The 22123-nt window shown below is 49.8% G+C and carries 24 protein-coding genes; 5 read left to right on the plus strand and 19 right to left on the minus strand.

The window, feature by feature from the left end; translation table 11 throughout:
- Positions 1–16 precede the first annotated feature (16 nt).
- Positions 17–922, plus strand: coding sequence for a TIGR01777 family oxidoreductase (locus AC1TPC_RS13310; protein WP_482067322.1), 906 nt, complete (start codon positions 17–19; stop codon positions 920–922).
- Positions 923–938: 16 nt separating this feature from the next.
- Here the strand turns inward: AC1TPC_RS13310 and AC1TPC_RS13315 are convergent, their stop codons facing one another.
- The 15 genes from AC1TPC_RS13315 to AC1TPC_RS13385 all read right to left on the minus strand — a co-directional run bounded on the left by AC1TPC_RS13315 (position 939) and on the right by AC1TPC_RS13385 (position 16252).
- Positions 939–2570: a DUF6382 domain-containing protein gene (locus tag AC1TPC_RS13315; protein ID WP_482067323.1), complete on the minus strand. Its 1632-nt coding sequence runs from the start codon at positions 2568–2570 to the stop codon at positions 939–941.
- A gap of 31 nt (positions 2571–2601) precedes the next feature.
- A complete protein-coding gene (locus AC1TPC_RS13320) occupies positions 2602–3114 on the minus strand; it encodes an A24 family peptidase (RefSeq protein WP_482067324.1) in 513 nt (170 codons plus the stop codon).
- Between the two features lie 34 nt (positions 3115–3148).
- A complete protein-coding gene (locus AC1TPC_RS13325; RefSeq protein WP_482067325.1) occupies positions 3149–4138 on the minus strand; it encodes a TadE/TadG family type IV pilus assembly protein in 990 nt (329 codons plus the stop codon).
- Complete coding sequence (locus AC1TPC_RS13330; RefSeq protein WP_482067326.1) at positions 4089–6353, minus strand: hypothetical protein; 2265 nt, start codon at positions 6351–6353, stop codon at positions 4089–4091. Before AC1TPC_RS13330 ends, AC1TPC_RS13325 begins: the two co-directional genes overlap by 50 nt.
- A gap of 43 nt (positions 6354–6396) precedes the next feature.
- Positions 6397–7122, minus strand: a complete 726-nt coding sequence (locus tag AC1TPC_RS13335) for a TadE/TadG family type IV pilus assembly protein (RefSeq protein ID WP_482067327.1) — start codon at positions 7120–7122, stop codon at positions 6397–6399.
- 12 nt (positions 7123–7134) lie between these two features.
- The gene (locus AC1TPC_RS13340) at positions 7135–7320 is read right to left on the minus strand and encodes a Flp1 family type IVb pilin (protein WP_482067328.1); all 186 of its coding nucleotides are present in this window, start codon (positions 7318–7320) and stop codon (positions 7135–7137) included.
- A 30-nt stretch (positions 7321–7350) separates the two neighbouring features.
- Positions 7351–8235 (minus strand): type II secretion system F family protein, encoded by an 885-nt coding sequence (locus tag AC1TPC_RS13345; RefSeq protein ID WP_482067329.1) that lies wholly within the window; start codon positions 8233–8235, stop codon positions 7351–7353.
- A 19-nt stretch (positions 8236–8254) separates the two neighbouring features.
- On the minus strand, positions 8255–9178 hold the full coding sequence (locus AC1TPC_RS13350; protein WP_482067330.1) for a type II secretion system F family protein: 924 nt from the start codon (positions 9176–9178) through the stop codon (positions 8255–8257).
- The gene (locus AC1TPC_RS13355; protein ID WP_482067403.1) at positions 9175–10410 is read right to left on the minus strand and encodes a TadA family conjugal transfer-associated ATPase; all 1236 of its coding nucleotides are present in this window, start codon (positions 10408–10410) and stop codon (positions 9175–9177) included. Before AC1TPC_RS13355 ends, AC1TPC_RS13350 begins: the two co-directional genes overlap by 4 nt.
- 2 nt (positions 10411–10412) lie before the next feature.
- Positions 10413–11570, minus strand: coding sequence for a P-loop NTPase family protein (locus tag AC1TPC_RS13360; RefSeq protein WP_482067331.1), 1158 nt, complete (start codon positions 11568–11570; stop codon positions 10413–10415).
- Positions 11571–11714: 144 nt separating this feature from the next.
- Positions 11715–12356, minus strand: a complete 642-nt coding sequence (fsa, locus tag AC1TPC_RS13365) for a fructose-6-phosphate aldolase (protein WP_482067332.1) — start codon at positions 12354–12356, stop codon at positions 11715–11717.
- A 20-nt stretch (positions 12357–12376) separates the two neighbouring features.
- Positions 12377–12775: a nucleoside-diphosphate kinase gene (ndk, locus tag AC1TPC_RS13370; RefSeq protein ID WP_482067333.1), complete on the minus strand. Its 399-nt coding sequence runs from the start codon at positions 12773–12775 to the stop codon at positions 12377–12379.
- A 34-nt stretch (positions 12776–12809) separates the two neighbouring features.
- Positions 12810–13610, minus strand: a complete 801-nt coding sequence (locus AC1TPC_RS13375; RefSeq protein ID WP_482067334.1) for a pyruvate, water dikinase regulatory protein — start codon at positions 13608–13610, stop codon at positions 12810–12812.
- Positions 13607–14242 (minus strand): CBS domain-containing protein, encoded by a 636-nt coding sequence (locus AC1TPC_RS13380; protein ID WP_482067335.1) that lies wholly within the window; start codon positions 14240–14242, stop codon positions 13607–13609. Before AC1TPC_RS13380 ends, AC1TPC_RS13375 begins: the two co-directional genes overlap by 4 nt.
- A 225-nt stretch (positions 14243–14467) precedes the next feature.
- A complete protein-coding gene (locus tag AC1TPC_RS13385; RefSeq protein ID WP_482067336.1) occupies positions 14468–16252 on the minus strand; it encodes a M3 family oligoendopeptidase in 1785 nt (594 codons plus the stop codon).
- Positions 16253–16365: 113 nt separating this feature from the next.
- Here AC1TPC_RS13385 and AC1TPC_RS13390 point away from each other — a divergent pair, with 113 nt between their 5' ends.
- Both AC1TPC_RS13390 and AC1TPC_RS13395 read left to right on the plus strand, forming a co-directional pair.
- A complete protein-coding gene (locus tag AC1TPC_RS13390; RefSeq protein ID WP_482067337.1) occupies positions 16366–16536 on the plus strand; it encodes a YycC family protein in 171 nt (56 codons plus the stop codon).
- On the plus strand, positions 16533–16775 hold the full coding sequence (locus AC1TPC_RS13395) for a hypothetical protein (protein WP_482067338.1): 243 nt from the start codon (positions 16533–16535) through the stop codon (positions 16773–16775). The genes AC1TPC_RS13390 and AC1TPC_RS13395 overlap by 4 nt, the downstream gene beginning before the upstream one ends.
- On the opposite strand, the gene AC1TPC_RS13400 is transcribed toward AC1TPC_RS13395, so the two are convergent.
- Both AC1TPC_RS13400 and AC1TPC_RS13405 read right to left on the minus strand, forming a co-directional pair.
- Positions 16772–17512 (minus strand): DUF2225 domain-containing protein, encoded by a 741-nt coding sequence (locus AC1TPC_RS13400; protein ID WP_482067339.1) that lies wholly within the window; start codon positions 17510–17512, stop codon positions 16772–16774. The genes AC1TPC_RS13395 and AC1TPC_RS13400 overlap by 4 nt on opposite strands.
- Positions 17513–17518: 6 nt before the next feature.
- Entirely contained in the window at positions 17519–17908 is a 390-nt protein-coding gene (locus AC1TPC_RS13405) for a globin domain-containing protein (RefSeq protein ID WP_482067340.1), read from the minus strand.
- Positions 17909–18406: 498 nt separating this feature from the next.
- Between AC1TPC_RS13405 and ylbJ the strand changes: the two genes are divergently transcribed.
- Both ylbJ and AC1TPC_RS13415 read left to right on the plus strand, forming a co-directional pair.
- On the plus strand, positions 18407–19417 hold the full coding sequence (gene ylbJ / locus AC1TPC_RS13410) for a sporulation integral membrane protein YlbJ (protein ID WP_482067404.1): 1011 nt from the start codon (positions 18407–18409) through the stop codon (positions 19415–19417).
- Positions 19418–19516: 99 nt separating this feature from the next.
- A complete protein-coding gene (locus tag AC1TPC_RS13415; protein WP_482067341.1) occupies positions 19517–20314 on the plus strand; it encodes an NAD kinase in 798 nt (265 codons plus the stop codon).
- Between the two features lie 53 nt (positions 20315–20367).
- Here the strand turns inward: AC1TPC_RS13415 and AC1TPC_RS13420 are convergent, their stop codons facing one another.
- Both AC1TPC_RS13420 and lipA read right to left on the minus strand, forming a co-directional pair.
- Complete coding sequence (locus AC1TPC_RS13420; RefSeq protein ID WP_482067342.1) at positions 20368–21105, minus strand: YutD family protein; 738 nt, start codon at positions 21103–21105, stop codon at positions 20368–20370.
- A gap of 26 nt (positions 21106–21131) precedes the next feature.
- On the minus strand, positions 21132–22076 hold the full coding sequence (gene lipA / locus AC1TPC_RS13425) for a lipoyl synthase (protein ID WP_482067343.1): 945 nt from the start codon (positions 22074–22076) through the stop codon (positions 21132–21134).
- Positions 22077–22123: the final 47 nt, after the last annotated feature.

Raw genomic sequence — 22123 nt, forward strand, 5'->3', positions numbered from 1 at the left:
GAAGGAGCGAACAGGGATGCGGGTTGCGATTGCTGGTGGTACGGGCTTTATCGGACGTGCATTAACCAAAGCTTTACTGGAGAGAAATGATGAGGTTTATATTATTTCTCGACAGAGCTCGAATGGGCGATCTGAGCCCTCTGGCATTACCCGATTAACCTGGAGCGAGCTGGAAGCTGCCCCCGCATTGCTTGAAGGCATCGACGCAATCGTAAATCTAACCGGTGAATCGATTAATCAGCGCTGGACATCGTCCGCTAAGCAGCGTGTCATGCAATCAAGAATGACAGCAGCAGCCCGCATCGCTAAACTTATGCAATCGCTTAAGCATCAACCTCCGCTGGTCGTGAATGCCTCCGGCATTTCTGCATACGGCATCTCGGCAGACGGTATCTTCGATGAATCTAGTTCGACAAAGGTGACTGATTTCTTATCGGAGGTCGTGCAGAAATGGGAGCTGGCCGCAGACGCTATTCCTGCCAAGCGGCTGGTCAAGCTCCGAGTTGGCGTCGTATTGGACAAGAAGGAGGGCGCTTTCCCTTTTATGGCCATGCCCTATCGCATGTTCGGAGGCGGCAAAATCGGCAGCGGAAAGCAGTGGCTTTCTTGGATTCATCTCGAGGATATGATCCAGCTTATTTTGTTCATTTTGGACAATGAGGAAATAATTGGACCTGTTAACGGCTCCTCGCCAGAACCGGTAACCAATGATGCTTTTGGCCGAGCAATTGGAAAGGCAATGGGAAGGCCGCATTGGTTTCCAGTGCCGGCCGCTCTAATGCGAATATTGTTCGGTGAAATGTCCACGCTGCTCCTAGACGGGCAGCGAGCGCTGCCTCGTATAGCGCTTGAGCACGGGTTTACCTTCAAATATCCATCTGTGGATGCCGCCATGAATGAATTAGTAGGTCGTCATCGTTAAGACCGGGAGGGTACCATCATCCCGATTTAAGCTCGTAGGAAGGGCCTTTTAAACCTGCTAATTGGATAACGTCTCCTAATGAAAGCTTATAGCTTTTGTAAGGAATCATCGCTTGTCCATTTAGCAGGCTGCCATTCCTAGACCCCAGATCCTTTGCTTTAAACTCCCCCTCCAAACGTTCAATCTCCAAGTGAAGGCGCGATACACCGTTAGCAAGATCCGCATAGCTTACTTGCTCGCCCATCCGTCCTATTTTAAAACATTCCTCTACTAATTCCAGTCTCGTTTCTTGACCCTCCCAGCTTCTTTGAAGCCATTCAGACAGCTCTCTATAAGTCTCTTTCTGCTGATCCTTCCCAAGTAGCGCCGTTGGTTCGACAATAGGAAACATATCATTCGCAGCGACCACATGCAGCGGAGCTTTAGAACGAGGCGCGCTCTCATCATAATGATCCTCCGGTGATTCCTTCGAGACTGCCGTGCTCTTATTGGGCTCATCGTAGATATTCACTAGCCCCGGGAACATTCTGGAGTCTGGTTCGTACTGATCTAGCTCATACTGATCTATCTCAAATTCATCATCCAATGATGCGGCATGCTTTCTCCGCCAAACTAGCATCATTCCAGCTAGGAGCAGCAAGGTAATACCCAAGCTTATCAGCAGGCTTTGCCTCGTATCAGCAGCAAAATAAACAAACCGCCAAACGCATGCTGTCACAATGATAAGACCCGCTGATAGAAGCCACTTTTTCTTTGTATTTGATGCTGTCTCATCCTGTATATCATCCAAATCTTTCAGCATATCGATAGAGGAAGCATTCCAATCATTGTACGTTTCGATATGGTTGGAAAAAGACTGCTGCTGTGGCTGCTGCACGGCTTGATAGCTTGGCTGCTCAGCTTGTTGTTGTTGGCTTTTCCATGAGTAGGTCTCTGCATATTGAGACTGCTCGGATTGTCGGGATTGCTGTGCCTGCTGGGACTCTTGTGCCTGCTGGGACTCTTGTGCTTGCCGGGAATGCTGTGCTTGCTGCCTTTGTGCCGTCTGTGCTGCTCCACTGTGGTGCACGGAAGGAAGTTCTCCTATCAGCTTCAGAAGCGTAGCTCTCAGCTCTGCTAAAGGCCATCTTGTACCCGTTAAATGATGCAGAACTTGCTTTAATCCCTCTCCGTCGATTTGATCGATATATGAGGTGAAACGAACGATCAATGACAAGAGGTCCCCCGCACCGACAGTTTGCTCGGCAGCCTCACCCTTCATAGGCACATATGCTAATCGAATGTCATGCAAATGATGTCCGAAAAAAATAAATTGCTCGTCGAGCAAGCAGCCTTCAGGACGCAGCATATAATTCTTGCACTCAAAAAGCGCATCCGTAACGGCTAATATAAGCGAATAGTACTGCTCCATCGTAAGCTTTTGCTGCTGCAGACGGTGAAGAAGCATTTTCATACCCGACAGCTTATATCGAAAGATTAGCTTTCCATCCAGCTCAAACCAATCAACTGGCAGCAGAAAAGGAATCCGCTCGCTCTGCAGCATCTGAATCTCGATTTCATCAAGCTCGTTTCTATAGATGCCGCCTTCTCGATCAAGCGTCATCTCATGCCCATGATTCATGGTAAAATCAACGCGATAGCTTTGCATGCCACATTCATCTCCTTTCAAGAATGCTAGTTTAGCTGATCATTGACCATACCGTAATAGCTGCAGGAGCAACCGCCAGCATAAAAGGGAATTTCTTGCCTGAATTCGCCCACTGCAGCCATTGATTCCTTTTCCATCTCGCTGCTGGAATGAGGATGGCGGTTACGCCTGCTGTTACCTTCTTGCCGAAAGCTCGATTCACAACAACTAGACATACCCCGATCACCCCCGCGTACAAAATGGCATAAAGCATCATTTGCAGCACGATCCATACGCCTACCCAAGCGCCCAGCGCTCCAAACAGCTTCACGTCGCCGGCGCCTATCCCTCTCGCCAAGTGAAGCAGCAGCAACGGAACGAAGCCTGCGGCTGCGCCGGCAGCAGCATTGACTAACCCATCTATTCCGCTGAAGGCAGCATGATAGATAAATGCAGCAGCAAAAAAACTAACCGTTAACCTGTTCGGAATAATTTGCGCTTTTATATCCGTCACGAAAGCAATAATCAACAACAAGGCTGCTGCAGCCGTCATCATGAGGTTCATGCTAACTCCAACTCCACTCTCAGCTTTTTTCTCTTTAACTTCTTCCGCTGCTTTTTTCCACTTCAAAATGCATCGATACTTGATTGGAATGCTTGCTCGTTTCTGATGCTGTAAGCTCCCAAATGCCAGGCGTTGTATTTCCTGATACATGCCAAGTCCATGTCACATAACCATTGGCATCGGCAACGGCTGCTCCCAGATGCTTCGCTTTGCTTGAGCCGCTTTTGTAGGTGACATCAAGCGATATAGCCGCATTCGGCTCCGTCTTGACCGTAACGGTCGCCTTCCTTCCCGGTCGCAGCGGCGTCGGTTCAATAGCCACGATTTGTATCGGGATATTATTTTGTTCGATGCTTTCCATTCCATACCGTGCAGGAGCAGAATCGCTTATCCAAACACGCTCGGAGGCTTGCTCCTTAAGTACGATTGGCTTCCCGTAGAAAGGGAGCTTTAAGGGGAAATCATATTCCACCGAAATAGCTAAATAGGGCTCATCCTTCTTCCCCAGATCAGGCAGCGTCAGCCAGCCCAGCCTTAGCCGCTTCGGATCGATAATGGCAGCATCCGCAAACTCTCTTAATAACGGCTCAATGACAGCTCGTCCTACTTCCGTTGCGGCCATATTTTGAAGCGGCCTGAAATCGCCACGCAGCACGGACGATACCATTTCCCCAGTCGGCGAGGGAAGCCACTCCGACGCTTCTGCAGCAATCTCGCTCCACGGGGACAAAGGGAATCGAGTCTGTGCAGATACTGTGATCTGAGCTGCTGCTGCCTGCTGCCATGCCAGATTTACAGGATGTATATTTGCTGCCATTTGCCTTGCCGTCTGGGATGCCGCCGAATGCAATGCCATCTGAACGGCGCATAGACGAATAAGCATGACAAACACAAGCAGTACAATCATAACCATGGGCATTACTAACGCAGCTTCTAATACGATAGAGCCTTGCTCATTTCTGCGGCATCGGCATTTAATAGGACCAGCCAATCGTTTGTGTCGTTTCATAGCGATTGCCGACAACCCTTCCTTCCAAAAGTCCAAACTTGCCCAGCACTTGCATTAAGCCAGGTACAAACCATAGCTGCATGGAGACTTCAGCCTCTCCCGTCACTCCGCTCGGAACGGCCGAAAGCGTCGTTCCGCTATTCTGCTCGATGACCGCAATCATGCGGGCAAAGCTTGCCCCGTCCTCTGCTCCATGCATAAGAATGAATAATCGTAAATAGTCGGTGTACGACAGCTCTACTTTTACATATTTAGACAAAGGCGCCGATCCTCGTTCCGTGAAGGCAAGCATATCCTCAATCGTCTTCTCCAAGCCGTAAATAAGCGCAGCCGACAAAATAAGCAGCGGATGGCCCAGCGATCTGCTCTCAATCAAACCCTCCATCGTCCTTATAGCAAGACGAGTCGCAAACAGCTCTCCATATGCGGCTGCTATATTTCCGATTGGATTGTGAAAGCCATAGATGATATACTCCGACTCCTGATTATTAAAAGAAACAGCTTGCGACAGCTCTGATATGTTTCCATCTGTTATCATGTTTCGCAAATACTGCGGGGCAAAATGGGAAAAGCGATTAATCACGTACTCGCCATAATAAACGGAATCTCTCGCCCTCTCCAGCATCCCGGACATACCCGAAAATAGACCGTACATCAAGGCTGTTGATTGTTCCGCAGCCTCATGTGCATCGGTTGCTTGCCCTTCCCCTGCAGCCGCCGCTGTATGGTCTGACTGCTGATTAAACATTAAGTTTTCGTTATAGCGCGCCTTAACCTGCTCAAAAATTTGCATATGCTCTTCCGTCTGAGGGACAGCTGTCAAGCCGTGAAGCATGCTGCGCGCCCGCTTCCACAGCGAACCTGCTTGCTCCTCCTGCTGCTTAAGCTGCGCCTTAATGTTGCCTTGCTCAAGCGACTGCTTGCGACTTATAAGAACACCAGCGGGACGAATATATTTCTCTTCATAGGCACCATATGCAAGTCGCAGGCTAGCTGCACTTTCCAGCAAAGTATCTGAGGCATAACGTTTAATCGGCTTCGCCAAGGAAGCCAAGCTGCTGGATTGAAAACCTCCCGCTTCCATATCGATGGCTGCTGCTGCTGTTCCTTGCGTCTCTAGCTCCTGCCGGTAGTCGTTAAACCAATTTCCAGGATTTACCAGCTCATTTGCAGCTTCCTTCACCTGTATAATATCAGAAGCGGCGCTATCCGGAACAAGGTGCTGCTCCGAGCCTGCTACACTGCGCCTTGACACCGCATCATAATCAGCTAGATTTGGCTGCTGATTCGCTTGTTGAACGAGCCTTTGCATATCCTCATTCAGTAATCGTGCAGCTTCCAGCTCCTTAATAGCATCGCCTTGAAGCTTTACATGCTGCTTCAGCATCCCTCCGCTCACTCGGCGAAGCTCAAGCGCGAACGCTCTGACTTTATTCTCATATTCCTCAATTTCACTCGTATACTTTGCTTTCTCTCCAGCTGGCAGCGATTGATCATGTATGACCTTCTTCGCATAGTCTTCATATTCACTAGCGATACGAAGTGCGGATTCACCAGAAAACGCTACTCCTCCCGTCTGAGCGGGAATCATCGCAGCAATTCCGCTTTCTCCTACCGTTCCAGCGGATTGCTCTTGCAGCATCAGCACTCTGGCTAGGTGAGCTTCTCGCTTCTCGTATAGCCTGCGCATTTTCTCAAGCAGATTGACTGCAACGGAAGCCTCCTTCATCGCCCCTGCCATCGGCACAAACCTCGCGGCAAGCTCCAGTGTAAAATCAATAGGCGCTTTGTACTTCATCTCCTCCAGAACCTGCCTGCCAAACACATCATGACTTCCTAGAAACGAGGCTGCATGCAGCCCAGAGGATTCTACCTTCAAACGGACCAGCTTCATGCCTTGTTTATTCGAATCAACAGCTCCTTCTGCATTAGCTGCCATCACCTGTGCGAAGAGCGTTTTCCCCTCCGTTCCACCGCGTCCGAACAGTCCATATTTCTCATAAAGAACAGCATCGTAGGCAGAGAGCACGGAACGTACGCTCGAGCGGACAGCATCTTCGGTAAGCTTATGAAAGGCCGCAATCCGGGCATAATCAATGAGCAAAGAGAAAAATAGCAGCAGTGCAGATAATACGATAACCGAAAATATCGTCACTGCACCGTCCTCTCGAAACAGCAGTCTGCTTTTGCCAACTTCTCGATTGTATCCCCTGTCCTTCTTCACGATCACAGCTGCTCTGCCCCTCTCTTCCTATGTAAGGCTCAACCTCAAATCAAGGCTTCCTCAACTCTACAGCGTCTTTGTAGGGAGTAAGCGCTTGACCTGCTTGAGACCTTGCCTGGCCTGCTCCGCCTGTCCGATTGGCAAACTTCGTAGTATAATAGCGGACGAGGTCAACGCTTCGTATAAACTCGACCGGATCAACAACGGCAGCAGTCGATACCGACATTGGCTCTCGCCGCAGCCAGCTTTTCTCAATAGATCGATTAGACAAAGGCGACTTCAGCTTTACCTCTATCTCTCTCTTTAGAACGCCGCCCGAATAGCTAATTTGGCCTTCGTATGTAAGACCTGCTTGTCCGATCCACCTTACGGATCGCTCCATTTTTCGCAGTGGCAATGCAGCCTCTCCAGCCTCGCTTGCCCCAGCAAAAGGAATCGCGACTGCTGCGGCCTGCTTCTCTCCGCCAAGTCCGAACAAGCTGCCTAGCATCTCATCCTCGCCAATCCGCCAATACAAGCCGTCATACTTAGGCTCCGCAAGCATGCCGCTCCTTGCCTCGCGAAAGCTGTTGTCCCAACCAAATGCGGCACGTTCCGCGGATGCCGAAGCAGCATAATACAGAACGACCTTCTGATACATGTACATGCCGAACAGGATAAATAGCAAGATAAGCCCAAGCAGCAGTGGAAAAACGATGGTCGACTCCAACGTAAAAGTGCCCTGCTCCCTTCTCAGCCATTGCAGCAGCCGCGCCTTCATCCTTATTCCGTTCACAAGCATCACCTGCTAACTAAAAATTTTGTCTGCCTCGTCATCCGCTTTGCCCATTAGCCTTTCAATCAGCTCAATAATCCAATCCTTAAACAGCAGCGCAATAATGATGACGACCGCAATAATCAAAATAATTTCCAATGTTCCAAGACCTTCTTCCTCCGACCAGAACGACCTCATTGCTTGACCTAGTTTTTTCATTTTTTATCTTCCTCTCTGTTTTTGGTTTGATTAAGACATGAGCAGAACTGCTGGCGCAGCTACCAAAACCATAAGCACAAGCAATATGCCTACGAGGGGAAACACCAGCTTGGACGACGCTTCCTCTCCGCGCGATCTGGCGATAGCTTTGCGTTTCTCCCACAGCGTATAGGAAAGCTCACGCAGAGCAAGTACAAAGTGCTCCCCGCCTCGGCGATAATTCAGCAGCAGCACAGTCGTAAAAATCGATACCTCCTGAACGGCGCAGCGCCTATTAAATCTCTCGATCGCCGCGCTGAAGGTTTGGCCATTGCGAAGCGAAATCACCGCATCTCCCCACTCTTTATAAAGCGGATGCTGCCTGGAATCCTTCCCTTCCAGACATCTCGATAATGCTTGCTGCACGGTTTCCCCAGCTCCTACCAGCAGCATCAGCTTGCTCAGCATTTCCGGAAGCTCGGTGATCAACTGCTGCTTGCGCCGCTCTACGCGCCTGCCTGCTTCTACGAATGGGCGCAACGTCAGCACAATGCCGAATACGGCACCCATCGCTAGCAGCATAGGCTCTTGACCGAGCAGGCTGAGCCATGCACAGGCCGTTAAGGCTGCATATCCCATCCCGAAAGCAGCTGCCGCTTCTGCCTTCGTTCGCTCAATCGTCCAATCGCTTTCCATCAGCACGAGCAGCTTCATATGATAGCTGCTTATTGGCAGCTGCAGGGAATCGTACAAGTGGAGCCGCTCAAGCAAGCGCATAAAGGGATGGATCAAGCAAAGCTGCTTAAGTTGCTGCGCTGCCTGGTTCTCATTCCGCTTCCTGCTCGTTAGACGAAGCCAAATCGAATGCAGCGCCGCTCCTCCAGCCAAGTAAAGCCAATTCGCGGTTAAAAGAACAGCGGCAATCGCTGCAGCCATTCTCCTCCCCCCTTTCCATCTATATCTGAATGTTCATTATTTTAGCCATCACCCAGAAGCACATAAGCAAAAGCAGCAGCGCTGCCGTCAGTAATAAATAACCAATTCCACCATATAGGGGAGCCATATAATCGGGAGCGGCGAGGCCAAGAAAAGCTAGAAAAACAAAGGGCACCGCCATCATAATCCGCCCCTCGAATCTTTTCTGCGCGATCAAGATGGCAATCTCCTGCTCAGTTTCCAGCTTCTCACCGATAATAACGGAGGTTCGTTTCATCACCTCCAGCAGATCCCCGCCCGAGCGCTTGCAAGCTGCCAAAGCATCAACGAACTGCGTGATTTCGTCGATACTCGCACGATCCGCAAAGTTGCGAAGCGCATACTCAAGCGGCTCAGCGTTCTCCAATCGAAAGCGAACAATTTGGAACTCAATCAAAAGCTCAGTTCGCGGATCTGGATAAAGCAGCTTCAAGTCATCAAGCGTGGATAAAAATGCATTTTCGAGCGAGCGCCCCGCGGCAAGCGAGGAGGTAAGGGAGAACAACGCCTCCTTAAACTGCAGCTTCAACCGCTCTTTGCGCTGCTGCAGAAGCGTTCTGCGCCTATACCTAGGAGCGATAATCCCGAGGCCAGCTAGCGCAAGTGAAAGGAAAATCGAATGATAAAATAAATATGATGCTACATAAATCAGAAGTGCTCCAGCTGTCGCAGCGACAATAAACTGCTTGCGAGTTAAGTGGTAATGCCCATAGTTGGTTAATGATCTGCCTGCCCTTATATGCGCCATCGCAGCGCTGCTCTCCCAGCCGCACCATTCAAGCGCTCGCTGCAATCGCCTGCCTTGCAAACGCTGCGGGGCGTGTGGTTGACTGCCAACACGTATCGCCCCACCGCGCGCTGGCTGCGGGTTATTAAATGCACTCGCTCCTCTAGTGATGCTCATATCGCCATTCCTCCATTAATGCTCTTCCCGGCCATCATCAGCTTGTCCATTTGCACGAGCGGATTCGCCGTTCTTTTAAGCTTGCCTGCCACCTGTCCGTTACGCTCTCCCTCCTCCTCGAAGAGGAAAAGCGGATTAAGCAATACTTCGCCTCCCTCCATGCCTGCAACCTCGCAAATTTCCGTTACTCTGCGCGATCGATCCCGGAACCTCGAGATATGAATGACAATATCGATTGCAGATGCAATTTGCTGGCGGATAACCTGCACAGGCAATTCCGCAGCGCTAAGCGCCATCGTCTCAAGGCGCGCCATCATATCTTTTGCTCCATTGCTATGGCCAGTAGACATGCTTCCGGAATGGCCAGTATTGAGGGCTTGCAGCATATCAAGCGCTTCTCCGCCGCGCACCTCGCCAACAATGATTCGGTTAGGACGCATCCTGAGCGAAGCGCGAATGAGATCACGAATCGTTATTTCACCTTTACCCTCTGTATTAGCATTCCGTGTCTCCATCGAGACTAAATTCGGAACGGTACGAATTTGAAGCTCCGCGGAGTCTTCGATGGTCACGATTCGCTCGTCTGCTCCGATAAACTGAGACAATGCATTTAGAAAGGTTGTCTTGCCTGTTCCCGTACCTCCGCTTATGAAGATGTTGTATTGCGCCGCAATCATCACTTTTAAAAATGATGCAGCCTCAGCGGATATGGACCCTAGTGAAACGAGCTGTTCCATCGTAAGCGGCTGCTCAGGAAACTTTCGAATTGTCATGCATGGCCCCTTCAGCGCAACTGGGGGAAGCACGACATGCACCCTTGAACCATCCTTCAAACGAGCGTCAACGATGGGAGAAGACTCATTAACGACACGATTCACGCTGGCGACGACCGTCTGAATTAAGTCCTCCAGCCGCTCTCGACTCTCGAAAGAAACTGGCAGCAGCGTCATTTGCCCCCTGCGTTCAACAAAAATTTCAGCATGATGGTTGATCATGATTTCGCTGATCGATGGGTCCTCCATCAGGGGCTGCAAAATATCAAGCCCTCTGAACGAATGGAAAAGTCTGCGTACCAGCTGCACCTTTCCCGATGCTGTAAGCGGATGACGCTCGCACCACTCGAATACGATTTCTTCCGCTATTCTCATCAGACTGTCGTCAGACAGCGCTCCGCTGAAATCGATTTTCGCCCGCACTTTGTCGCGCAGCGCAAGCACAGTCTCTTCGCTCAGCATCAGCCCTCTACTCCTTCCGGGCTAAGCTGCATGAATAGCTTATCTACCGCTGCCCGGTATAGCGGAGATGAGAGCAGCGCCACACTGCCAGCACCTCTCCACTGCGGAATTTCTGGAAGCTGGGCATGAGCATGGGCCAAACCATTTATTGTTCTGCTTGAGTGAATCTCAGCCTGTGCTGCATGATTTTTTACGGTAAGGAATTTAGAGGACATTCGGTTGAATCTATTGCCCCACCTCTGTTCCCCATAACGAAGGGCCATTGCATGTTTATTCCGCACCGATGCTTCGTCATTCAACACCCAAAGCACCTGATTCGACCTTTCGAAAACGACGGCATGCAGCTCATCCAAACCGCTCTCCAAATCGATAACGATAAGATCGTATTGCCCGCTTCGGACGATAACGTCTACTAAGCCTAAAGCATCATCCTCACTAAGCGTCATACGATCCTCCATATTCGTACAAGCCGCCAAATAATCTGCCTGCAGCAGCGAGTCACGCTTCCGATGCTCCATAAGCCAATTCACTGCTTGATCCGGCTGAGCTTTAAGACCATACAAGAACTCCGATAAGCCTTCGTTTTGCACGTCCACTTCATTAATCCCATTGCCATTACGCCGTGATCCAAGCCAATTTACCGATGTATTCCACCTCTCAAGGTTCAGATAAAATGTTCGGCAGCGGTGCGTACTTGCAGCATGTGCCAAGTGAAGAGCCAAAGCGGTCTTCCCTGTGCCGCCTGCCGCCGAGTAAACCGAAATAACTCTCGCACCTGCAGCAGCTTCAGTGGTTCCTCCCGTATGGACAGGAAGAACGGCGGTGCGGGCATGTATCTCGACTAAGCGCTGCAATAGCAGCGGCAGCGGCTGATATTGATGCAGCTCATTCTCGCCGTTGCTCTCTCTCAGCTTCAATACGAGCGCGGCAACAGGTATGTTCGGCAGTTCTGACTCCAGCTCGGCAATCAGCTCGGGCTGTGCGGCCAACAAGTCAATTTTGTAGCCCTGCTTCATATAGCGCCTGCATGCATCCGCACTTGTGAACCCGGTAATCTGCCATTGCTCGCCGAGCTTGCTGTCGCGGATATAATCAGCCAAGCGCTTCAAGTATTCTTGTTCCCTTACTGCAACTGCCAGCTGATATTTGCTCAACATCTTCCCCCCTTTTCCGTCAAGAAAACACAAAAAAAGCACCATAGAAGGCGCAGATAGCTGCGGCCTTTTACGGTGCTTCCGTGTTAGATCATTAACTTTGTATAAAATTTACCATATTCCGATTCCATCCGTCAACCTAACAATTTACTTCTGCTTGCCCCAGTCGCTTAAAAACTTTTCAATACCGATATCGGTAAGCGGGTGCTTCCAAAGCGATGGCAGAAGCGAGCCTGGAATGGTCGCAATATGCGCCCCAGCGATAGCGGCTTGCTCTAGATGCCCAATATGGCGGATGCTTGCGACAATGATTTCGGTTGAATATCCATAGTTGCGAATAATGGCATTCAGATCACGAACCAGCTTCAAGCCTTCTACGCCGATATCGTCCAATCGTCCAACGAAGGGACTAATAAAGGCTGCGCCAGCTTTTGCCGCCATCAGCCCCTGCGCTGCGGAGAACACAAGCGTTACGTTCGTTTGAATGCCTTTCTCCGAAAGTGCATGCGCCGCGTACAGCCCATCCTCCGTCAAGGGCAGCTTTATGACGACGTTTGGAGCCCATTCTGCAATTTCAAAAGCTTCCTTGAGCATATCATCGGCACTCGTGCCAATAACCTCAGCGCTGACAGGACCGGGTACGATGCTGCAAATTTCTTGGATGACTTGTTTAAAATCGCGTCCCTCCTTCGCAATAAGCGAAGGGTTAGTCGTAACACCATCAACGAGTCCAAGCTTGGCAATCCGTCTAATTTCATCTACGTTTGCTGTATCCAAGAAAAATTTCATAACCGGTCATCTCCCTTAGACTATTCGAAAAATAGTTTAATTTCCCGCTCAGCGCTCTCGGGCGAGTCCGACCCGTGGATAATATTGCTTGCTACATCGATTGCAAAATCTCCACGAATCGTCCCCATAAGCGCATCTGACGGATTCGTTGCGCCAATTATCGCTCGCGCGTTTTTGACAGCGTCCTTGCCTTCCCAGATCATAGCGAATATAGGTCCCGAAACAATGAAATCGACCAACTCGTCAAAAAATACCTTTGAGCGCAAATGCTCATAATGATGCTCGGCATGCTCTCTTGATAATTTCATGACTTTCGCATCTACAAGTGTAAAGCCCTTTTCTTCGAATCGACTGACAACACGACCAACCAAACCTCGAGCATATCCATCCGGTTTCACCATTACAAACGTTCTGTCCATTAAGATTCCCCCTTGTCTCTATCGGTATTGCCATTTATTTGTTAAGCCATTCAGTTATTATTCCGGCTGTTTCCTCAATTGCGCGATTTGTGACATCGATAACGGGACAATTTAATGATTTCATGACTTCTTCCGCATATTGAAGCTCTTCTTGAATTCGCTCTCTCGTCGCATATTGTGCTGATGCAGGAAGCCCCAGCGTCTTCAGCCGTTCAGAACGAATTCCAAGCAGATGCTCAGCCTGCATCGTAAGTCCAATGATCAGCCGTCCAGGAGCAGGCTTTAGTTCCTCGGGTGGATTAACCTCCGGCATAAGCGGCAGGTTGGCTGTCTTAATGCCTTTATGTGACAAAAATATGCTGAGCGGCGTCTTCGACGTCCGCGATACGCCAATTAGAACAACCTGCGCCTGCACAATGCCTCTCGCGTCCTTGCCATCATCGTATTTGACCGCAAACTCAATGGCATCCATTCGGCGATGATAGGCATCGTCAATGGAATGCAGCAGCCCCGGCTCCCGCTTCGGAAAGCTGCCGAACGTATCCACATAAGCCTGCATCATCGGCCCCATCACATCCACTGCTCGAACGCCGACTTTAAGTGCCTCTTCCTTCATAAGCTCTCGAAGCTCCGGCTGTACGAGCGTGTAGCTGATGAAACCTCCTGTGCCGAGCGCTTCGGCAATGATGCGCAATATCTCATCCTCGGACTTGATATGCCCGTAGCGCTTAATTTTTACATGCTCCGATGCAAATTGACGCAAGGTTGCCTTAGCAACCGCTTCCGCCGTTTCGCCGACAGCATCGGAGCATACATAAATGATTTGCTGTTTCATAAATCTGGCTCCCCCAATTCCCCATCCATCCCGATATCCGCCATCAGACGTATAATGTTCGACTTCGATACCCAGCCGGTTACTTCCGGATCTGCCGCTTGCTCCTCGCGAGGAACAATGACTGGCAGACAATCCACCTGATGGAGCGACATTTTGCGTATCGCCTCCATAACGGATTCATCGGGCATTAGCGTTACAATATTCGGATAGCGGGTCATTACCATGCTGACGGGAATGGATGCAGCTCCAGCGTTGCCAAGCGTTATTTTGAGCAAATCCTTAGGCGTTACGATTCCAACAAACCGCTTCTGTTCATTCACGACTAGCAGGGTATCTGCATTCTCGGTGAACAACGTAATGACAGCATCATGCACAGACAAAGAATCAGGCACATTGACAGGAACCCCTTGTACCTCTCTTACTTTCATACTGTTGAATTTCTGTAAAGGCTCGCTGCTTGAACGATAGGTATTGCCGAGAAAATAACCGACCTTTGGCTTCGCATCAAGCAAACCAAGCATGACGAGGAGCGATAAATCCGAGCGCAGCGTCGGTCTGCTGACACCTAGATATTCCGCTAGCTGTTCACCGGTAATCGGTGCATGCCTCTTCACGAGCTCAAGAAGCTCCAATTGCCGTGATGATAACTGAATCGTACTCTCCTCCGATCTGTATATGAGTCATATTTAGATGATATAGTACCACTATTCGAAAAATAATATATCATATTAACGTATTACGCACAATAAATAGTAGCCTTACTCCGCGAATATAACTTTGTACAAAATCGATTTTTCAAAATAAAAGCTGCCTAACCGAAGTTTGATCTACGGTTCAGACAGCTCTTCTTATCCTGCTTATTCGTTAGTCATTGCGATGAACTGCTCCACATCATCCGAAGTCAAAGCAACGGCATCGCGCCAAAAATCGATTTCCGCCACATTTACGCCAAGATGCTCCTGAGCAAGCCGCTCGACGCTCATTCGCCCGGTGTCTCGCAGCAAGGCAACATATTGATTTTTGAACTCGGGGCCTTCCTTCAATGCTTTTGCATAGATGCCCGCACTGAACAAATAACCGAATGTATAAGGGAAGTTATAGAAAGGGACGTCCGTGAAGTAGAAATGCAGCTTGGATGCCCAAAAATGAGGATGAACCTCGCCGAGCAAATCGCAATAAGCTTCTCGCTGAGCTTCTTCCATCAACGTGTTAAGCTCCTCTACACTCACCAGGCCTTCCTTGCGGCGCGCATAGAACCTTGTTTCGAATAAGAAACGAGCATGAATATTCATAAAAAAAGCGACTGACCGCTGAATTTTGTCCTCAAGCAGCCCAAGCTTCTCATCGGGTTCAACCGCCGCATGAAACGCACGGTCGGATACGATTAGCTCTGCAAACGTAGATGCAGTCTCCGCGACATTCATCGCATACTCCTGCGACAAGGCAGGCAAGTCATTCATTACATGCTGGTGATAAGCATGACCAAGCTCATGCGCCAGCGTAGAGACGTTGGAGGCAGTGCCCGAAAAAGTCATGAAAATACGGGTTTGGCCGCTCTTCGGAAACGACGTGCAGAAGCCGCCAGGGCGCTTGCCGGGGCGATCCTCCGCCTCGATCCAGCCCTCGCGGAACGCAAGCTCCGAGAAATCAGCCAGCTCTGGGCTAAACGTACGGAATTGCTCTACGATAAAAGCAGCCGCCTCGTCGTATGTAATCGTCTTCGCAGCGGAGCCGATCGGCGCCTCTACATCATGCCAGTCAAGCTTGTCGACGCCGAGCAGCTTTGCTTTGCGCTGTAGATAGGCAACAAGCACCTGCTTGCCCTCTTGAATCGCAGCCCACATCGCTTGCAGCGTTGCCTCGCTCATCCGATTTATTTGCAAAGGATCCTGCAGCACGGATTCCCAGCCGCGCTTCTCATACAGCTTCAAGCGAAAGCCGGAAATCCGATTTAGCGTCTCGGCGCATAAGTCAGCCTGCTCCGACCACTCGCGCTCCCATTCTGCGAATGCCGCTTGGCGAACGTTGCGGTCTCCGTCGGATAGACGGTTATGCATTTGACCAGCGGATAAAATACGCTTCTCGCCGTCCTTGCCGATATCGGTAAATTTCGCTCGCGACACAATGACATTATAGTAGTCGCCCCAGCCATGATAGCCGTCTACAGCCAAATCCTCGACTAATGCCTCAAGCTCCGGAGCCATCTTCTTCTTCGCCAGCTCACGGCGTTCGTTCAGGTTGAAAGCGACCTCGGCTAGCTGCTCATTCGCAAGCATCGCGGACCATTCGACGTCATCAAGCCCGCGCAGTTTGTTATCGAAGCGAGTCAGCACGCCTAGAAACTTCGCGGATAGCGTTTTCACATTATCGTTTCGTGCGCTAGCTGCTGAGTCTCGAATATTTTGAGCGAGCAAACAGGAAACGAATGACTCCGACTGACGGAGCCGGATTAGAACGCTTTGCAGCAGCTTCGTCATCGCCGCGATGTCTGAAACAGCCGTTTCCGCATCCGCCAAAAGCGCAGCATCCAGCTTCACAATATCCTCTTCGATTCCCTTTAGCTCCTGCAAGAAAGCAGCCGAGCTTGAGCCTCCCACATATAAAATGTCTAAATCCCAATTTTGCGGATATCCCTTAATCATTTGCTTTCACCCTTTCCTCCATAAAAAAAGCCAAGAAGCGGCCGCGTTTTTATTTGCGCAAACCTTCTCGGCGGTGTATAACTTAATTATATCCAGATTGGAGGAATTACACCATGTCTAAACCGTTGCAAATTTCGGCCGATACAGCGATCAAGCTTTCTGAGCAGCTTGGCGTGCCGATCGAGCATTTGATGCATATGCCGCGTCACATTCTGCTGCAGAAGCTGGCGGAGCTCGCTAAGAGCGATACGCCCGAAGCACCTGATAGCGATCCGAAATCATGATTCCGTTCGAAAAAGCATGGCCTTATGACATTCTTATGGGTGATCTCTATGTCTCAAGCTGTCCCTTCTGCCACGCGGAAAATGTGCTGCTCCCCGTAAAGCCAGCAGAGCTTCAGGACATTCAAGACGGCATGAAACGGTTGCTCGTCTTCCCATGCTGCCGCAATAAAGTGACCCTTGTTGACGCAGATCGGGATTACTTGCTGACGGACCGCGTCCTGCGCCAAAAAAACCGCTAAGCCGAACTAGAGATCGTTTGCTCAGAAAGAGCCATGCTATCGCTTAGAGATGTGTCGCCGGGTGCATTATTGCGTCCGGCTTCCAATTCCTCGCGGATAAACTGCCATTGCTCGCGGCTAGCGCGAATCATTGCGGCATCGACGATTTTCTTGTCATTCACTACACGAGAGAACCAACGCACAGCATCGTTCAATTCCCCAATTCGCCGATTCAATTCCCCGATCAAATACATCAGCTTTGCATTGTTAAGCTCAACGCCCTCTGCCTCATAAACCCGTATGTAAGCCTGCAGGGCAAACCGAAGAAACCTTTTTTCATCGTTTTGATTCGCTTCATAGCGGTAAAGCCAAGCAATATGATGCAAGATCCCTGCAATGACACGGTCCTTCTCGCCTATTGCTTGCGCGGATAGAAGCGCTAGCTTGTAGCTGGCCATCGCCTTATTTGGACCGCGCTCCCCGCCATACTCCTGCTGTTGCCAGCGTCTGCCTATTTTTTCTTGATACTGCTTTATTTGTTGATCGTTTAACTGACTCACACCATTCTCAGTCGAAGCAAAGCCGCAATTCGGACAAACCCTAACGACGTAAAAATCAGGATTCACCTCAGGTTTATAATATCCGCAAAAATCAGTATCCGTCTTAATCGCTCTTTTGAAGCTCGGTCTGACTCGCGATGTCATAAACGTAAATTCACAGCAAATGCATACGATTTTTGATTGGTATAGTGGTTCCATAAACGATCACGTCTCCTCTTCAGATGTGTTCACAAAGTGATGTGCTGGTGCGGATAGTCTCTCAATAACGATTATTTGAAGCTCTTCATCGATTCCCACCTCTTGCAGTGCTCTGCGCATGCAGTCAAGCCATGCGTTTGCGCGCTCAGGCGTAATCGGGAAGGGCAAGTGTCTAGCTCGCATCATCGGATGCCCATACTCGTCGGAGTACAGCGATGGACCACCCAAGAACTGGGTCAAAAATAAATATTGCTTCTCTATAACGGGATCAATGTCTTGTGGGAACAATGGCCCAAGTAATGGATGTGCTTGTACCTTTGGATAGAAGGATTCAACAATTAGTCTTAAAGTCCCTGCCCCGCCTAACGCTTCATAAAGGCTTATATTCCTATTCATCGTCAAAACCATCTCCAATTTGTAGGTAATTAGTATTATATCATAAAAAAATAATTTGTAGGGAACAAAAAAAAGCCCGCATCGCATCCATGCGGACCTCGTCTTATAGAACTTGCTACCTATTAACCCTCATAGTCTTCTTCCCCAGGTGCTGTAAGAGATTCTCGAATGACATAGACGAAAGCACACACCAAGATGCCAGCGATTATACTCATACCCATCACTCCAACCATTCAAAGGTAATTCTATTGTACCATAAAAAAATAAGGAATCCAGCTTTTTGGAAGCGTTTTCTTTAGGTTTCCTAATTATTTTTAATTTTGGTCCAGTGATGGATGTCCCCATTAAGGCATATACGTGTAGGAGGGGTTTGTACAACATTATACAGTTTCTTCATATATGCCATTTCAATTATAGAAGGAGGCGGCCTTATTGCTGCGCTCATTCGTCCATCCGTTATCCATTACCGCCTTTGGCGCACTTCTTATCGTGCTTTTAATGACCGTCTTTCCTACGGAAACGCTGCATTCCTCCTTGCGCGGACTCTCCATTTGGTGGCAGGTGCTCTTCCCGGCATTGTTTCCTTTCTTCGTTATCTCAGAACTGCTGCTCGGAATCGGCATCGTGCACTTCTTCGGTAAACTGCTTGATCCGCTAATGAGACCTTTATTTCGGCTACCCGGTATAGGCGGCTTTGTAGTAACAATGGGCTATATTTCCGGCTACCCGGTAGGGGCAAGACTAACTGCACAGCTATGGGAGCAAAGGCTCGTCAATCGGGCGGAAGGCGAGCGGCTGGTCGCTTTTACTACAACATCTGATCCTATATTCCTAATCGGGGCGGTATCGATCGGCTTCTTCCAAAATGTAGCGTTAGCGCCTGTTCTTGCCGCAGCTCACTATGGCGGAGGATTGATTATCGGTCTCCTTATGCGCTACCATGACCGTCATGCCCCGCCGTCCTCAGCAGAGAAAAACATCGAAATCGTTGGAGGAGTCAGAAAACGCCAGCCTTCGCGAATAGCGGAGGCACTAAAAGCGATGCATGAGGCTCGCTTGCTTGACGGACGCGGACTCGGCCGGCTGCTTCAGGACTCCGTCCAATCGGCGCTTCGGCTTATGATTGTTGTTGGCGGCCTAGTCGTCTTTTTCTCCGTCGTAATGGAGATGCTGACGAATGTCGGAATCGTGGAAGCAATGGCTGAAGCGCTCCGTTATTTATTTCATGCAATCGGTCTGCCGAAGCCGCTGGCGGATGCAGGCATTTATGGCTTGTTCGAGGTGACGCTGGGGGCCCGCGCTGCCGGAACAGCAGGCACAGGTCTCATGCACCAAGCCGCGATTGCTGCATGGGTACTGTCATGGGGCGGCATATCGGTCCATGCTCAAATCGCCAGCTTGCTGAGCAGAACGGATTTGCGTTATCGCCCTTTGCTGCTTGCCAGGCTGCTTCATGGTTTTATTGCGATGGCGCTTGTATACTTGCTGTGGGGCTGGATGGGCCCCTAATTTGCCACAATCCTTTACGAAAACGCCGCGACTCATTGAATTTATAGGCATTTTCCTTTATCATCTTAAGTACTATGGAGATCGGAAGGAGATTTACCTTTGAAGTATGCGGTTATTGATCGAGGCGATGCTTTATCCAAATCGTTAGCGGAGAAATTTCATACCTTAGCTGCAGAACGCGGCTTCACTCGAAATGATGAAGCACCAGAAATCGTCATATCCATCGGGGGAGACGGAACGCTGCTGCAGGCCTTTCATAAATATGTCGATCAAATTACAAATGTTGCTTTTGTTGGCGTTCATACCGGCCATCTAGGCTTCTATGCCGATTGGCAGGCAGACGAGCTCGAGGAGCTAGTCGCTATGATGGCCGAGGAAACGCCAAGAATAGTGAGATACCCGCTCGCTGAGATTGAGCTTGAGACGCCGACAGAATCCCGTCATTACTTGTCTTTAAATGAATTTACGCTCAAAGGCGTCGACGGAACGCTCGTTGCGCAAATCAACATTAATGACGAGATGTTCGAAATGTTCCGCGGTGACGGAATCGTTATCTCTACCCCATCGGGAAGCACCGCATATAACAAAAGCTTGGGCGGCGCCATCGTCCATCCGTCCATTGAATCGCTGCAAATCGCGGAAATCGCATCGATTAACAATCGTGTTTACCGCACGCTTGGCTCTTCGGTGCTGCTGCCGCAGCATCATCATTGCGATATCATCTCCAAAAAAGTGCAGCGTCTCCAGCTTGCCATCGATCATATCAGCATTATGCACAGCGATATTCGCTCGATCCGCTGCAGCGTATCCAGCCGGAAGGTCAGCTTCGCTCGTTATCGTCCCTTCCCTTTCTGGAATCGGGTCCGCGAGGCATTCCTCGGCTACGATGTGCGGTAACAAACTTGACCACTTAACCTTTGTTGCCATAAAAAAAGACACGACAGCGCCAATTACAGGCGCTCCGTGTCTTTTTTGTTTGGTCTGTTCCCTTCGGCGGATGCGGCTGCGGTCTCGCCGGCTGCAAGCCGGAACGGTTTCTTCCCGCGGTTGTCGTTGCCTTTAAAGCCGCCCTTGCGCTGCTGTTGTTCACGCTTCCCGCCGCCCTGCTGCTCACCGCCGTTTCGGCCTTCGCCAGCATTCAAGCTGTCGCTGCCGCCCTTGCTTTCGTTATTGCTGCGGTTGGAGCTTCTATGGCGATTTTCTCGGTTATGGGAGTGGTTCCGATTAGGTCTCTCATGCGATGGCGCTGTAATAGCTTCCTTCGCGCTTGCAACCTCATCATCATCATCTGCATCCACGCCCTCGGAAACCTCAAGTAAGCCAGCTGCTGCCGCAAGAAGATCCGCAGCTTCGATACGAGGCCGTTGATCATCAGCGTCCAAATCATAATCGTCTGGCTCACGCTTCGTGCTTTGCGTTTTTTCGAGAATAAAATAAGCGCAGCCAAAATTGCAATATTCGTTGATGTAATCCGGCATCCCGGAGAGATTGCTCTCCTTCGTTGCCTTCTGATGATTATCGCGGAAAAAACCCTTAAGCCTAAGCTGGCTATAGCCCCAGTCTCCAACGATAAAATCGTAACGCTCTAGCACTTCGCTGTATCGATCACGAAAAGCTTCAGGATTCCAGCCGTTTCGATTCTCTTGAACAATTTCGTAAGATTTTCCGCCGATATGAATTAATGCCATGTTCTCCACCTCATCTTGAGCGTCAGTTACATGCTGCTCGAGCAAGCACCGGAGGAAAGCTCCCGGTTCAATACCGTTTCTACGGTTTCTGCAGCAATCGCTGCATGTGCCGAATCGGTCTGCTCATGCGCATGGTAAGAGCTGCGTACTAGCGGTGCGGATTCTACATGTCTGAATCCACGCTTCAGCCCTTCTTCTTTTAATTTTGCGAATTCATCTGGGTGGACATAACGTACGATCGGCAAATGATTTGGCGTCGGCTGCAAATATTGACCTAATGTCAAAATATTCACATCGTTGGCGCGAAGATCGTCCATCGTTTGCAAAATTTCATCCCATTCCTCGCCCACGCCAAGCATGATGCTCGATTTGGTTGGAATTTTTGGTTTCATTTCCTTGGCCCGCTTTAGAAGCTCCATCGTACGGCTGTACTTCGCTCTAGCGCGAACGCGATCGGAAAGTCTCTCCACCGTTTCTACGTTATGATTCAGTATGTCCGGATTAGCATCCATTACTATTTGCAGCGCATCTTTATTGCCTAGGAAATCGGGGATCAGCACCTCAACACGGCAAAACGGCATCCGTTTGCGAATAGCGTGCACCGTTGCGGCAAATATAGAAGCTCCGCCATCCTTAAGATCATCACGTGCTACCGAGGTAACAACGCAGTGCTGCAAGCCCATTTGCTCGGCAGCCTCCGCAACGCGTTCCGGTTCGTCCAAATCAAGCTCTGTCGGCATTCCCGTCTTAACCGCGCAGAACCGGCAAGCACGCGTACAAATGTCTCCCAAAATCATAAAGGTAGCCGTGCGATTAGCCCAGCACTCATAGATGTTTGGACAACGCGCTTCCTCGCAAACGGTATGTAACGTCTTGGAGCGCATCATATTTTTAATTTCGGCAAAGTTGCCGTCTGTCGCTAATTTTATACGCAGCCAATCTGGCTTTGGAAGTGTTTCTCGTTGTTTCATGGGGTTTACCTGCTTTCACGTTCATTTATAAATCGTAAACTCATGGG

Source organism: Paenibacillus sp. Y280, from assembly GCF_056786335.1.